The sequence below is a fragment of the Methylobacterium sp. Leaf91 genome, assembly GCF_001422815.1.
Classification (GTDB): Bacteria; Pseudomonadota; Alphaproteobacteria; order Rhizobiales; family Beijerinckiaceae; genus Methylobacterium.
In genome coordinates this window covers 146,774-161,277 of the sequence record NZ_LMMP01000002.1, presented here as the reverse complement: position 1 = coordinate 161,277, position 14,504 = coordinate 146,774, and the positions used below count along the sequence as shown (strand labels likewise).

Annotated in this window: 10 protein-coding genes, 1 tRNA gene and 1 pseudogene; 4 read left to right on the top strand and 8 right to left on the bottom strand. The window is 55.7% G+C overall.

The genetic code is table 11. The annotated features are described in order from the left end of the window. Positions 1-571: 571 nt before the first annotated feature. A complete protein-coding gene (locus tag ASF32_RS25065) occupies positions 572-2,959 on the bottom strand; it encodes a hypothetical protein (RefSeq protein WP_156467664.1) in 2,388 nt (795 codons plus the stop codon). A gap of 1,354 nt (positions 2,960-4,313) precedes the next feature. Here ASF32_RS25065 and ASF32_RS03410 point away from each other — a divergent pair. Further along, complete coding sequence (locus ASF32_RS03410; protein WP_056423685.1) at positions 4,314-5,348, top strand: methyl-accepting chemotaxis protein; 1,035 nt, start codon at positions 4,314-4,316, stop codon at positions 5,346-5,348. 717 nt (positions 5,349-6,065) lie between these two features. Here the strand turns inward: ASF32_RS03410 and ASF32_RS03400 are convergent. Continuing rightward, positions 6,066-6,596, bottom strand: a complete 531-nt coding sequence (locus tag ASF32_RS03400; protein ID WP_056423681.1) for a MucR family transcriptional regulator — start codon at positions 6,594-6,596, stop codon at positions 6,066-6,068. A gap of 379 nt (positions 6,597-6,975) precedes the next feature. On the opposite strand from ASF32_RS03400, the gene ASF32_RS25060 reads away from it, so the two are divergent. Then, complete coding sequence (locus tag ASF32_RS25060; RefSeq protein WP_162239884.1) at positions 6,976-7,215, top strand: hypothetical protein; 240 nt, start codon at positions 6,976-6,978, stop codon at positions 7,213-7,215. A gap of 514 nt (positions 7,216-7,729) precedes the next feature. Continuing rightward, positions 7,730-8,087 (top strand): annotated as a pseudogene (locus ASF32_RS25055) (DUF4113 domain-containing protein); the annotation flags it as partial. A 1,109-nt stretch (positions 8,088-9,196) separates the two neighbouring features. Here the strand turns inward: ASF32_RS25055 and ASF32_RS25050 are convergent. Further along, positions 9,197-9,787, bottom strand: coding sequence for a hypothetical protein (locus ASF32_RS25050; protein WP_156467662.1), 591 nt, complete (start codon positions 9,785-9,787; stop codon positions 9,197-9,199). 908 nt (positions 9,788-10,695) lie between these two features. Next, positions 10,696-11,412 carry a thermonuclease family protein gene (locus ASF32_RS03390; protein WP_056423677.1) on the bottom strand — a complete coding sequence of 239 codons (717 nt, stop codon included), beginning with the start codon at positions 11,410-11,412 and terminating at the stop codon, positions 10,696-10,698. Positions 11,413-11,526: 114 nt separating this feature from the next. Between ASF32_RS03390 and ASF32_RS03385 the strand changes: the two genes are divergently transcribed. After that, on the top strand, positions 11,527-11,751 hold the full coding sequence (locus ASF32_RS03385; protein WP_056423675.1) for a hypothetical protein: 225 nt from the start codon (positions 11,527-11,529) through the stop codon (positions 11,749-11,751). 53 nt (positions 11,752-11,804) lie between these two features. Here the strand turns inward: ASF32_RS03385 and ASF32_RS03380 are convergent, their stop codons facing one another. The 4 genes from ASF32_RS03380 to ASF32_RS03365 all read right to left on the bottom strand — a co-directional run bounded on the left by ASF32_RS03380 (position 11,805) and on the right by ASF32_RS03365 (position 14,280). After that, positions 11,805-12,458, bottom strand: coding sequence for an SOS response-associated peptidase (locus ASF32_RS03380; protein ID WP_056423673.1), 654 nt, complete (start codon positions 12,456-12,458; stop codon positions 11,805-11,807). 333 nt (positions 12,459-12,791) lie between these two features. Further along, positions 12,792-12,866: transfer RNA gene (locus tag ASF32_RS03375), tRNA-Thr, on the bottom strand. Between the two features lie 60 nt (positions 12,867-12,926). Next, the gene (locus ASF32_RS03370) at positions 12,927-13,415 is read right to left on the bottom strand and encodes an NUDIX hydrolase (RefSeq protein WP_056423671.1); all 489 of its coding nucleotides are present in this window, start codon (positions 13,413-13,415) and stop codon (positions 12,927-12,929) included. 397 nt (positions 13,416-13,812) lie between these two features. Further along, positions 13,813-14,280, bottom strand: coding sequence for a MarR family transcriptional regulator (locus ASF32_RS03365; RefSeq protein ID WP_056423669.1), 468 nt, complete (start codon positions 14,278-14,280; stop codon positions 13,813-13,815). Between the last annotated feature and the right edge of the window lie 224 nt (positions 14,281-14,504).

Sequence of the window (14,504 nt, the reverse complement as noted above, 5' to 3'; positions counted from 1 at the left end):
ACTTTTGATCACCGTCTATTTATGGTTTCTATTGAGCTCGCTAGCTTTAGAATTTAGGTTTTCGTTCAACGTTTAATGTCTGATGTATCGACGATCGCAGACCTGTTAATATATAAAATTCGGCGACCGACAGACCAGTCGGAACCTATTATTAGTACTTCAGCAATATTTATATTAAAATAAGCTATTTTATAGCTTGTAGAAAGCTGCACCTTCACAGTGAAGTATCTGATCTATTGTCTGGCAATCCGGAATTCACCTGGCCACATCAGCTGCAACATTATTGAACAGCAGGAACCTAGAGTAATTGTTCTGGCGCATTATGGTGCCGGCCTAGCGGCAGGAGCCGCATGAGCGGTAGCCGCTTGTGCGAAAGTAGACACACATTGATATGCGAGTTAAAGGCGAACCGTGATCCAAAATACGAGTTGATGCTGCGCGGGTGTTTGTCCAACAGGTGAATACGAACTTCCGCAATTCCCACCATCGTCTGATCGAAATTACTCTGCGGTCATCCGTAGCGATTACACACCTGGATTCATCAGACCATAACTATCCGATTAGATCTTCATCATATGGTCCACGATTTCCGAAGTTTCTTCATGATTTTCTGAGCTTGAATTCGACGATCCGTTGGAGTGTTAGCGCTTTGCGCTGCCTGCAGAAGCAATATTTCAGCTTCGTCGAATGGAAGGTTCGCGCGTTTTAGTTCCTGACTAAGTATAAACAACTCGCTATCGCCATTCCCAGCCCTGGTGCCGTGCGTTGTCCAACGTTCCATTGCTCGATCAATCCTAGCCTGATCAACGGGCGGACGAGCAACATCCTGGCTATTGGATCGAGAAGATGTCACCTCTGTTTCAAAGACGCTGGTCTCGACTGGGATGGCGTGTTCAAGCCAGCTATCTACGTCGAGCGGCATCCTGCTAGCATCCTTGTGCTCCTTCCAAATTTTTCCTTTCGGGTCCCTTGGCTGGCACGGAAGGTAGAATAGCGACGCGGCATGGCGCTTCGACATATCGATTCCGTGTGCCTTCTGCCCAGGGCGCTTCTCGTCGCGCTTGGCGAGTGGATATCCAGAGTCCTTCACCACCTGAATGATCTGGTCGATAATAGACGTGTACTCCTTTGCCAACATTGAACGACTAGTTGGTATGTAAACCCGATACCGCGGCTCAGCCTTGGTTGAACTGAAGCTATTGAATGCCGCGATACGGAGCCCCGGGAAGATGGCCGCCAGTTCTTTGTGAGCTAGGTTACCAACATCGAAATCCAGCCAAACTCCATTAGCGTAAACAACGTTGTCGAGGCCCCGGCTTGTAGTCTCTGAAAACCCTGGATCAAAGATTGCAGGGCATATCAGATATTTGTCCTCCTTCGTAAGGTGTTTTTCTTTGTGTGACGTTTTCAACGCGGCGATAAATGTGTCGTCGTTCATTTCGGGCACAACGGCGACGGGATGAGTCGCCCTCATATGATCAAAGACTGACCCTCTACTTTTTCCTGTAACGCTATTTCTAAATCCTTCCTCTATAGTATTAACGTTACATGTTTTTTGCCCATTGCTATCCAGCCAAGGGGGGACGACCTCTTCGGTGTCGGCTGTGAAGTGACCCGCTTCGCCCATCATCATGGCGGCAAGCCGAGCCGTTTCTTCCTTCCTGCTGGACCGAAAAGCTTGAACCCGAGAAGTGACGTCAGCGAATTTACGCGTCCGACCACGCCGTGTTGCATAGCCAATCACGTCCAAGTCAACGTCCAGTTTCTCCACTGTTGAGCCAGGGAACAGCGTGTGTAGGTAGGTTGCTGACGCTAAGTCCGGAACCACGATCCGTTTAATACTTCTGCTATCCGGAACTCTCACTGAGCAACGGTTTACGGTCTGGTAAACTGATTCGTGATGGACCCCACAACGTACCTGTTCACCGGCGACGCCCAGCCACTCTAAAAATTTGAAATGATGCGGTGGAGGTAGTCGAGCAGAAAGGTAAACCACGTGATGGATATGCGAGAAACGATTCAGTCCGTGGGAGACTTGAGGGAGTTGCACAGCGGCATATCCCTCGAAGAGCGCAGCCGGGACGTCCTTATTAGCGACCCATGCGAACTGTTCTCCGTTCATCAGTCTCCCCGCAGCCGCGGCAATTAACCTAAGTGGCTTCCGGTCCTCTCGATCACGAAAGCGCTTGGACCAGTTTTCGGCGCTTGCATAATAAATGGTCATGAGGGTTCCGTTACGGTGTTCCTGGAACCGAAGCGCCTCAGTCAGTTCGGCGTTCTTGACGAAGGCGACGCCATCGCGCTTCCAGACACTGAAAAGCAGCGAGCGCTCGAAGTTTGCCCCCAGGAATGTTACATGCTTGAAATCGGCGAAGATCCTACTTCGAAGGACGCAGAAGATAGTTAGCTTGAGGCCATTGCTATGCTTTAGCCTATTGAAACTGGCGGAATTAACATAAGTCGTTAGATTCGGTGATAACACCTGTCTTGCCATTGGAGCGAGTTCTTTCGACAAGGCAGTATCAGAGGTGGATGCGAGTTTACTCAGCGCATTAGAATTTTTTACATGCAGCCTACTGTATGAAGGCCCCTGCGGCTCTAGCTCTACGTGATTCGTAAGATGCATATGCGTATCGGGCGCATTCGTCTCGAAAACCATGCATACCTGGGGAATCTCGTCTACAAATACGTTCCAATTAGCCCTGCCAGGAAAGTACGGTAGCCGCTCAAAGCTCGACCACGTAATGATGAGAACGCGCCCACCTTCCCGTCCAAGCTTAAGTTGCGCCAACACATTGCTTGTTACTCCATCCACCGTCCCGCTGTGCACTGCCTCGACATTGATTAAAGGCATAAGACCTTGAAGATCAACCTTTATTTGATTTATAAGCTCGATGGTGGGAACAATAATTAAGGACGCCTCGCTTTTCGTAGCAAGCAAGTGAGCTCTGCGTGTCATTGCCCAAGTTTTTCCTGCTGCAGCAGGAGCATTTACATAATGTAATATGTTCATTTCTCCTGCTTTCTTTCGATTTTTGTAGACAAGTAGCTACGATCTGCAGCGCTGGCGCTGTCAGTCATTTAGATCGCTATATCTATAAGTTTGCGGGGGTGGCTCTAGCTAAGCTAGAGTAATAATCTGAGCTCTTCGCCAAAATGCCTACTAAACCTTGTATATTATCACATACCGCGAATGTAGCACAGCCGCAACTACTTATTACCGAATTATTAAACGCCTTTTATCATACGTTTATACGTGCGTATCCATATGCTTCTTTAATCGTCCAGTTCGGCGTGAGTTTATATGGTCGGACACTGCGATTGCCAGCAAGATTGCGGTATCGATGACTTTTAAAATGCAGCTAATGCTCGGATGTATTTCTTTTAAGTGGCCCGAGCTTTTCTTCGCTCCACTGGTCCAACTCAATGAGCGGGTAAAGCACCATGCGGCCCACTTTCTGGAACCGGGGCCCACCCCCGGCAGACGCGAGTTTGGCGAGCGTGGACCTAGCCACGATTAGCCCGTGGCGCCGCGCGAGGTAAGCCGGAACCTCAGTGCGGCGGAGCCGAGGCTTTTCGGCCCCACAATCGAATAATTCTTGATTTGCCTCGTTGGCATTGCGGTGCGGTACATCCGGCATTTTTGTTTCCTAATACGAGCCGGTAAATCAGCAATTGCTGCTTTGGTTAGGCTCACGATGAAGACTGCTAGCCGCTCGGATGCGGCTCAGGTCACTTAAATGCCCTGAAGTAAGAATGCAATCTAACCTGCCGCTCTCACAAGCAAACAATGCTTGTTCACAAGTTAATTCCTGGCTATCAGATCCTTGTTCATCATGGCACTATGCACTGATGCGCACAGTTTCTCGCCATGAATCTTTCCATCGCTAACATCAACATATAGAAAGATTTTTTCGATAAAAAAGCCACACTTTTTATTGTCCTAAACTCTAAGAATTAGCTCTGAAGAACAACTAGTTGTGCGATGCTGGATAGTCCTACTCCTTTATCGCGCATATTGATGCGGCGTTCCGCCGCATTGGCTTGCGGCTGAAACTGTTGGGCCTTCCGCTGTCTAGGTCCGTTCGGACCAGCATTCAGTGTCCGAGGGCAACCCTCTGGATCGTATTCTAGGGGAGTAGAAATACTGCCCAATGCCGTTCTCTCCTAAAAAATATTAGGGCGACCCATGCTGCCAGCCCGCGAATAAATTCGCTCCGTAGGGCTACCTCGCCACGCTCCTAACGGACGCGAGCACATCCACCGATTGGCCAGGCTTATGCTAAGGGCCTGATCTCGAAGGTGGAACTCGAATGACAACCAACTCCGTTACCGATCTTGTAGGTGCGTTGACAGCGGACCTGAGGGTAACCGCTTCCACTAATCTCGAAGCGATCCAATTAGTCGCCAAGCGCATGAAACTGCTGGCGCTCAATGCGCTCATTGAGGCGACGCGTGCGGGCGAGAAAGGGGCGGGCTTCGGAGTTGTGGCGCAGGAGGTGCGGAGCGTCTCGGGCGAGGTCGAACAGCTTGCGGCCGAGCTCGGAGCTGGTCTCAGCGCTGGCGTAGACGAACTTACGCGGTCCGTGACGGACATCGTCGAGGAGGCACGGGCCACACGCTGCATCGATCTCGCCCTTAATGCCGTGGAGATCATCGACCGGAACCTCTATGAGCGCACCTGCGACGTGCGGTGGTGGGCGACCGATGCCGCAGTCGTCGAATGTGCCCTCGCCCCATCGGAAGCGTCACGGAACCACGCTTCACATCGGCTCGGGGTCATCCTCTCCGCCTACACAGTCTATCTCGATCTCTGGCTGTGCAGCCTGGACGGCAAAGTCATCGCCAATGGCCGGCCCGACCGGTTCGATGTGGTCGGCCTGGACGTGAGCCTGGAGCCGTGGTTCGCCTGCGCCAAGCCGCTGGCCTCCGGCGATGACTTCGCGGTGGCCAACGTGGCGCAGGTTGCCGCGCTCAATGGGTCGCAGAGTGCCACCTATGTCGCCTCCGTGCGGGAGGGCGGCGAGACGAACGGCAAGGCGATCGGCTTCCTCGCGATCCATTTCGATTGGGAGCCACAGGCGCGCACCATCGTCGAAGGTGTCCGCCTCGCGCCGGCGGAACGGGCTCATAGCCGAGTCATGCTGTTGGATGCGAACAACCGCATCCTTGCGAGTTCGGGGATGCGAGTCTCCCTTGGCGAGACCTATCCGCTTCGGGCAGGCAGCCTATCGCATGGGCACTATGTCGATGAGCGCGGCTGCCTGATCGCCTTCCACCTGACCCCAGGCTACGAGACTTATGAGGGGCTTGGCTGGCGTGGCGTCATCGAACAATTAGGACCTTAAGGTCGCCCTCCTCATGGGCACCGGTATCGGATCAGGGCGGCGAGCTGCTTGTCGCTTAAGGCCCTATGGAGGTGTGGCTTTCGCGGGACTTCCCGTAAGGCCCGCCACATGGCATCGGCGGCAACCATGCCCAAAAAGTCCGCTCACTTTGCGTTTCTCATTGCAGTCCGTCAGCCAGACGGGGCCGATCATATCTATGCGATTTTGGCGCGGTCAGTGGACGAGGCAATCAGAGTAGCTGCAGCACAAGAGCCGGAAGGGCCTGCACCACGGCACGTCGGATCGCTAGGCTCCCACACCGTCAAGCGGATCAAGCTGGAGATCGGCGAGGCACGGATCATCTGATGCTCCCTCGCGCAGCCAGAGCTTCGCGTGACCATCCTTCATCTCTGGGCCTATGGCTTGCATTTGCTGGATGCCGAGCAGGGGGCAAGATCTGATGCGGGAGCTCTATGCCAGCTCAAATGGCGACCGGTGGCACCTCGTGATTGAGGAATCCACCGGACACACGTTTGTCCGACACGCCGCCAACGAGGCCTCCGGGGGGCATACCGTAGACATGGCCCTGCCCATCTTCCTGAGTCTCGACAGGGGCGGCCCAGAGCATCAAGCGCTCTGGGCTATGATCCGTATCCTCGTCAGCAGTAGCGGATTGAGGCAGGGCTGAGCCCGCCATTGCATGGGTCGGTGTCGGGCTTGGAGGGCGCTCGACGCCCCTTAGGCTGCGGCAGCCTTGCGTGGCCGACCTGCCTTTTTGGGCTTCTCAGGAGCCGGAGCGGCCTCTTCTGCGATGGCCTCTTCCGGTGCGGCGGACTTCGCGTTGGCTACACCCTTGCGCTGCTGTCCAAGACCGAGCTGCTTAGCCAGGGCGGACCGTGCAGCGGAATAGTTGGCCGACGTCATGGGGTAGTCGGCCGGCAGGCCATACTTCGCCCGGTAGGCTTCTGGGCTCAGTCCACGGATCGTCAGATGTCGACGAAGCGTCTTGTAGGGCTTGCTGTCCTCGAAGCTGATCAGGCCGTCAGGCGTAATCGATTTCTTGATCTGCGAAGGGGTGGGCTTCTCAATACCGTCCGTGGGAGCAGAGGCCGATCCGCCGGCGGCCAAGCCGCGGATCGCGGCATGCACGCTGTTTAAGATGTTCGGAAGCTCTGACGTAGGGAGCGAATTATTCGAGACATATGCAGAAACAATGTCAGCCGCGAGCGCGATATAATCGCTCGCGATATTCTGCGGGGCATCAGTCATTTGGTACTTTCTCCGTGATCGATCTTTAGCTCCTAGATCACAGAAAGAAACAAAATCAACAGCCCGGATGTGTTATCAGGCACACAGATCGGAAGAATCCACCATGAGTAACAATCTCTTGCCGCCTGGGTTAGATACATCTCTCGATGCTGACGATTTACCGGGCTTCGCTTCGGACGATCAGGGAATGCCTTGCACCCCGAAGGTAGCAGCTCCGCTTACGACACGGACGAAAGGTTCCCGCGCGATCGCGCGGGAAGAGGCTCAGGCTGCAGCGAGGGCGGGAAGGGCTACAGATGCGGCCATTCTCCGTGCGCAGGTCCAGCGTGGCTTCAGGCCTCCGCAGGGCAAGGAGTTCAGCGTGGACGTGGAAGGTTTGATGCTGATCGGGCCCGCCGGCGGGATCGGCGTGACATCGCTTATGGCACGCACCATGGAGATCCTGACCGCCCCCGGCCGCCACGCGCCGGAAGTGCTCCTGCCGGCGGGGTGGCGCGACATGAAGCATTTGCAGGAAGGCTTCGAGGCGTTCGAGCCAAAATTTGGCGTGCTCGGCTTGCGCTTCAGCCGGGCACCAACGGGTTGGCGGATCAACCCATCCCCCTCGGGCTCGAAGTAGGCTAGGCCTACGTCACCTGCGACTTGATCTCCCGCCTCGAGCACCGGATCGACGATATGGTGACGTCCGTACAGGACGAGATGCGCAAGACGCGAGACGCCATGCTGCTGGCGTTCTTGGATCGACCGCCTCGGTAGCTGATCAATACCCACACCCTCGCCTAACCGCCTTAGGGTTAGCAATGCCTGAACGAGGCCGAGGATTTTGTATTCACTTCTGAAACCGGAGCGGCGAGTCATCCGTATCGGCGCGCATGACGAACGCGAAAGCCCGCCCGAGGCCTGTCCCCTTCTTGTCGGTCACAGCCAGCCGCCTCTATGCGGCTGACGCGGCTTGGGCTGCGGAGCTTGCGGCACGGTTTGGTGACGAGATGGTCAATGCAGTCTCGGACCAACCAGCGGGCCGTGGGGAAGAGGGAACCAGACTTCGCGCTCTCTACGATGCCCGAAGCCGCGCCCTGAGGGATTGGCTGCGCGTGCGTGGTCTGAACTAACCCCGCGAATCTACTTTCCTGATCTGCCTGCCGGAGGCGACGAACGACACACTGACGCTGATCAAGGCGGCGCGTGAAGGCGTGGCCCGCACTTGGCGCGAGGCACCGGGCGACCGGCCCTGGCGTACAGTAAGGCCGGCGTCATCACCACCGACCTCCAGCTGCTGGAGGAGCCCTGATCGGCCAGCTCGACCGCGAGCGGAGCGGGCCGCTGTTGGCCGCGATGGACGAGTGCAATCGGCGCTTCGGGCGCCGCGCCGTCGTGCCAGCGTGGGCCGGACTTGAGGCGAAGAGGACGTGGTCGACCAAGTTTGAGATGCGCAGCCCGCGATACACGACACAGGTTAGCGAGTTGCCTACGGCCCACGCGGTGATGTGAGAGCCTGGTGGCTCATCCACCGAGAGACCGCTACCGACCCTTTGCAGCCATTCCTGACCGTCTCCCGGAATGACCGCTCCGCCACCAAAGCTGCCGTGGAAGAGCTGACCGAGATCCGTGATCAGCCTAGACCATTCATTCGCCAAATCTGCCATTAGGGAACAGAAGCACGGTTATCATTAAGGCCGCGCAATTACACGCTGAAATAACTACGTCTTATTTTAGAATTATTAATAAATCAATTACTGACAGTCGACATCTATGACCATATAACCGCACTTATTTCCGCCCTGATTACTATGCGTCGTAAGCTTTGGCGATCCCTTTCCGGCGGCCTTGCACGCAATCCTTCCCAGCTTAGCGGACATGAGAAGATTGTGATCGCAGCCCACCCATTCATCAAAGTTGTATCTAGCCTTACACACATGTTCATGCTCACCAAAGCAGAGCACCATATCTGACGCGGAGGCATTGCTCACATAAGCTAGCGCGGTAACAGCGATTGCTATCAGTGCGGGTCTCATATTCAGGTTCCTTCAACTGCTCGCCCGAGAATGATTATTCGCCATTTATGCAAAATTTTGTGTCACAATTTTTCGTACCTTCCCCGGACGCGCCCGGCGGAACAGCACATTGGCGGCAGGTGACATATTTCACAGTACCTTTTGGGCAAGTAAAAGCTTCCGTCCACGTCCGCGCTATTGTGCAAGTCTGAGCAAATTTTATACGATTGTCGGCAGTCGCAGGCATGATGCTCGCTGCTATCAAACACAGGCCAGCAATTGTAATGCTCGAACCGTTTTGAGGCATCATAACCTCCTAGGAGTGTACCGTCCTATTAAAGCTGCTCTTATAAGCCCTGTCAAAGAGCAAAGCGTCGTGCAAAAATCAACATTCACGCCGCGCCTGTGAAGCAGCAGGCTTTCTGGGCAACGACACCGCAGCCGACCCGGGCAGGCGTTCCCGCTCCTGCCCCACGCGTCATGATATGCAATCGAGTCGTTGACTTATAATAATATATCCGTCTCCAGAGAACCGTAAGGCAAACTAGAAACGGATATAAATTTGATTGATCAAAAATTTTCATTAATTTTTGTGAATGTCTATGTTTATCCTCCGCGACCTGGCCCTGGCGTTGGCGTTGGCCTTGGCTCTCTCGGAGGCTTATCTGGCTTATCTGGCTTAACTGGGAGATGCCCCCTAAGTAATATTATTTTACTTGATGCTTTCGGCATACCGTCAACAAAAGTCGTTTCACGGCGAACTAGTATCGACTCAAGGGGGAGGCCCGGACAGTTTTCCGGATTAAGACCTAGTGAACTAAAATTTATATCGTATCCTATTGATTTACATTTATAAATATATTCAAGCTCATTTTCTAGAGAGTGAATTATAGATATATTGCTTTCTTCAAGTGATTTTTTCTGATTTTCACTGATATCAAAACTTTTTAGAATATGGTCAAGTATCTTGTCTCCTGATGTCGCTTCGTCTGATGCCGAAAGACTAAAGACGCTAGAGAAATTTTTTTCAAATTGGCCGTTCATAAACTCCGCAAAACTTACATCGTTTAAAGATGGCAACTGTGTGATAGATGACTTTACTGACATCTCGGCTGGTTTTGGCCCTGGCCCCCATGGCCATGGCCGACGTGGTTTATATTCGGATTGCTGAGTAACGTCAGAAGAATTCGTTGACATTGTATATCTCCCAGCGTGAGCGGGAATATTTACATATCACATTGCGCGCAAGTGTCGATATCTGAGATAGAAATAAAATTTTCTTCCGAAAGACGAATTACTATTTTTTGTCAACAAGCCTTGGTTGTACAATTTGGCCACAAGCGGAACGAGACCACGATATTCTAGAGTTCCTTGTCCTTTCTGAGAGATCAAATTCGTAATAGCAGGTTACAACAATCGTATTTTTTTGTAAGACAGATACCTCTTCGAATGCCCCATTTGTTGAATTGTTAGGTCCGTACCGAAGTAACCCTCGAAATTCGAAGCCTATATTCAACAAATCCGCCGCCGTGCATGGGACGAGCCGACCTACCGATAAAAATTTATCTGCTTGAGATGATTCGAGTATTAATCTATTGGGAGCACTAGGCACTACTTCAGCATTGATTGCGAGATTACTTTGCAATATATCAATCGTACACGCATTATCGTCGGCATATGCTGTCGTTGTGCAGGAAGAACTTAAAACACATATCGCGGCGATGTAGATGGCTATTCTCATTATTCTGCTCCATTGCTGAATTCAGATTAGTAAGAACGGGCGAATCATGGCGAGCAGTTAGCTTCATTGAGCTAACCATTTCTCGTTATTGCATAAAAATCATTTCATAGGCATTTATGTCAAATCCAGCTTATATCAAAATCAGGCACTTTAGCAATACGATATGTGTCGCTCCATTTCAGACGATAAGATTTATGAGCGGTGCGATCGGTCCTGTGACAACAACCGTTTTAGCCTGTGCAGAAATCTGATGCGCAATGTCCGGACTGGGTTGGATAGCAGTCACTCTGCGAGTGGCGCCTGAGGGCAGGAATCCACCCTTAGCAGTCATCCGACAGGTGGGGCCCAGCACTAAGTTCCAAGCTCACCCGCGCGGCGCTCGCCACCCGGCCGCCTTCGCCTCATCCTCCGAGCAAAACATGCGCTCGCCATCCTTTTCGCTGATCCGGGTCCGGTCGTAGTCGCGCGATCCGGGGACGTGGAAGACCTTCTCGCCTTTTCGGCTAATGTTCCCCTTGATCGCGCAGCCGCCGGCCTTGAGGGCCGGCTGCGGAGGCGTTGGGGCGGGGATAGGACCATCCGGGCCGCCCGGCGCCGCGAACCCCTTTGTCATGGCCCGTTCGCCCTTGCGCCAGTCCCCCGGCGCCGTGAAGGAGCCGGACCATATCCCGAGCTTCCCTGCCTTCGCGGTGTCCTCGGCAGCGACGTAGTCCTCGGAGTACCGGCGGTAGGCAATGGCGTGACCTTGCGCGACCAGCCAGCCGTTCAGGTCCTCCGCGCCCTTCCGGCAGACCGCGACGGTGCGCCCGTACTTGTCGGTATCCCTAGGATCGCAGGAGACGGGCGCAGAACCGATCCTGTCCGCTAATGCGAGGGCAGCGGCCTGTCCGCATCGGAAGGCCTTCCCTACCTTATCTTCGCATAGCTGGGCGCTTTCGGGCGCGTCGATGCCGTGAAGGCGGATGCGTGTACTGCCGATATCGAGGGTGTCGCCGTCGATCACCGAGGCCCGGCCGGTGACCGGCTCGGCCGCGAACGCAGGAGCCAGTGACAGGACGAAGACGAGGGCAGGAAGACGCATCGATTTCATCAATACCGGCTAGCGATCTGATCTGTTTGAATGATGGTGCACTGCAGCGCATATTCCTCTCATCAGACGGGGCGCAGGCCCTGAAACACCAGAGGGATTACTACCATGACCGTCCGTAAAATCATTCTTGCCGCTTTCGCCGCCATCATTCTGACCGGTACGGCAATGGCTGAGGATCGCGTCAACATCACGCCGACGCTCTACCGTGAACAGGCTCGCGTCACGGCATCGGTTCGTCCGGCTACCGAGCTGACGACCACGCCGTCCCTGACCCCGCGTGCCCCCGCGACCCGGCGCCTTGTGGCCGATGCAGAAGCCTCGGCCCGTTAAGACGGCTTCCCGGCCGGCTTGGTCCCACCACCAGGCCGGCCGCGATGCGATCCTTATTCTGCCGGATCGCGCCGCGCGCCTGTCGCCACCACCTTCATCATGGCGTCAGGCAGCGGGCGCTGTAGCTCAAGGGCGACCTCTGTCGGCGCCTCAAGCCACGTCCGCCATTCCTCCGGTGTCGTCAGCAGGACCGGCATGGCCTTCGGATGGACCGGGCCGACGATCCCATTCGCATCACAGGTGAGGAACGAGAACAGCCAGTGCTCGGCCTCCTCCCTGTCTGGGTTCTCGGCCTTGGTGCCGCGCACGCCGGTCCAGGGGCGCCAGATGCCGGCGAAGGCGAAGAGCGGCCGGTCGTCATTGAGGGCGAACCACGTAGGCGTTTTCTTCGGCTTGGTATCTGCATACTCGCTGAAAGAGGACACCGGGACGAGGCAGCGATATTCCGGCTTAAGCCAAGGCCGCCAGTGCGGGCTCTTCACGTTCCGGATGTTGGTGACGGGATGCTCCCCGTACTGCTTCGGTCCAGGGATGCCCCACCGAAACATCTCGAGGGCCCGCCTGCCATCCTCGATCCGCACGATGGGCGCCATCTGGTCGGGGAAGATGCCGGGCATCCTCGGCAGGTTGCCGATGCGGTCCTCCTCGACACCGAACGCCTCACGGATCTCCGCTTGTGACGTGACCAAGCTGTAGAGGTTGCACATCGTTCACGTCCTTAAGGAGATGATGACCGCCTCAACGGCATCATGGCCCCTAACCCTATGCACGTTGCCGGAGACCGTTGCGGTTGGCTGCAACCGCTATTCCCAATGCCGATACGGCAGGATGCAATCTGCATGGGTCATAAGACGCTAGCGGCCCGAAAAAAAACCGGCAATTGGCTCCAGCCACACTTCCCGGCTTGGCAGCTCGATGTCAGCAGCGATCATGTGTCCTAGGTCTTAACAGCGTGGTCACCCGGTGGTCACCGACCAACCTGCGTCAAAGCTCACCACTTCGATGCTGATGTCTAAGTCGCTGTAATGACGCAGTTAAAATGGTGCTGCTGGACAGGATTGAACTGTCGACCTCCTCATTACCAATGAGGTGCTCTACCACTGAGCTACAGCAGCCGATCGTCGCGACGCGTCGGCGACGAGCGGGGAGTTAGCGGATCGAACGCGGCTTGGCAATCACTTCTCGCCGCCTTTGATCGTTGCTGGTGAAACAAGCAGCCCTGTGTCCCTTTTGCACGCCGCGCGAATGATACCGGCGAGGCCGGATTCGGCGACAGCCTCGGCCGCGTCGGAGGGTGTGAACCAGCGATCCTCGCGCTCGCCCCGTTCCGGCCAGTGCTTCAGCTGCTTGCGGACCTCCAGAGGAAAGACCTTCACCTGGCAGAGTACGAAATCACGGCTCTTGAGCCGCTTCTCATAGAGGTAGAAGCCGAGCGGCCTCTTGCCGATCTCGCCTAGAAGCCCGGCCTCCTCATAGGCCTCGCGCGCAGCGGCCTCGTAGGGCTTGCGCCCCTTCATCGGCCAGCCCTTCGGGATCACCCAGCGGCGGCTCTCCCGTGAGGTGATCAGGAGAATCTTGAACCCACCATCCGACAGACGCCGGAACGGCAAGGCGCCGACCTGACGCCGGGGCTCCGTCTCACTCTCCACCAGGGCTGAACTCATGGAAGGGGAACGCCGCGATGCCGCATGGGTTCGATGGTTCCGCACGCGATCGGTTCGAGTTCAGCGGCCGGCCGCTTCCCTGCCTCGACGATCAAATTCGGAACTTTCGACAACCAGGTCATCGAGCACCCCTGCCCTGTGGCGTGAGGACCGGCACGCGGGAACGGGCAGGCGGAGAGAAAGGGAAGACCCGATGCGCCGCATGGCACGATGCCGGACGTGGCCGGCCTTTAACGGTAAATGAACGCTTACCTCAAGGTAAAACTTATCCGGCAAACCATATCGATAGCATAGGATAATAAGATGATATGGGAACGGAGCGTACAGCGCGATTGTGACAGTGCGACCACGACGGTCGGCAGACCGAACGGCGTCTCCGCTATGCCGGAGACGGCCTTCAGCCGGCGACGCTCAGGTTCTCGATCAGGGCGTTCAGGTCGGCCCGCATAGCCTGCACCTCCGGCTCTGACATGTTGAGCTGGCACATCACCGATTCCCGCACGAGCCGTGCCTCGGCCCGCAGGTCGCGCCCCTGCTGGGTCAGTTGGATCTCGACTTCGCGCTCGTCGCTCTGTCGCCGGTGACGGATCAGAAAACCTGCGGTTTCGAGCCGCTTGAGAACGGGCGTCAAGGTTCCGGAATCGAGACGCAGCCGGCGACCGATATCCGACACCGTGACACCGTCGGTCTCCCAGAGGACGAGGAGGACCAGATATTGCGGGTAGGTCAGCCCCATCCGCTCCAGCATCGGGCGGTAGGACCGGGTGATCCGGTGAGCGGCAGCGTAGAGGGCGTAACAGAGCTGATTATCGAGCAGCAAAGGGTCCGTCGTGGAGCCTGTATGCTCCTCCGGAGCGTCGACCATATACACCACGCGATCTATCCCCGGATCAGGCCGGCGCGATGCCCAAGCGGCGTCATCGGTTCCTCGCGCTTGGGTCTCGTACGTCGTACCGGGCCGTGACAGCCCACAACACGAAAGTCTCGCCATTTCATTCCGATTGCAAGCATTTACCCGATCGGTAAAGCGGACCCATGCTTCGATCGCGGCAGGCGGATGCGCCGGATCGGCCGAGCCGGGCAGCAGGA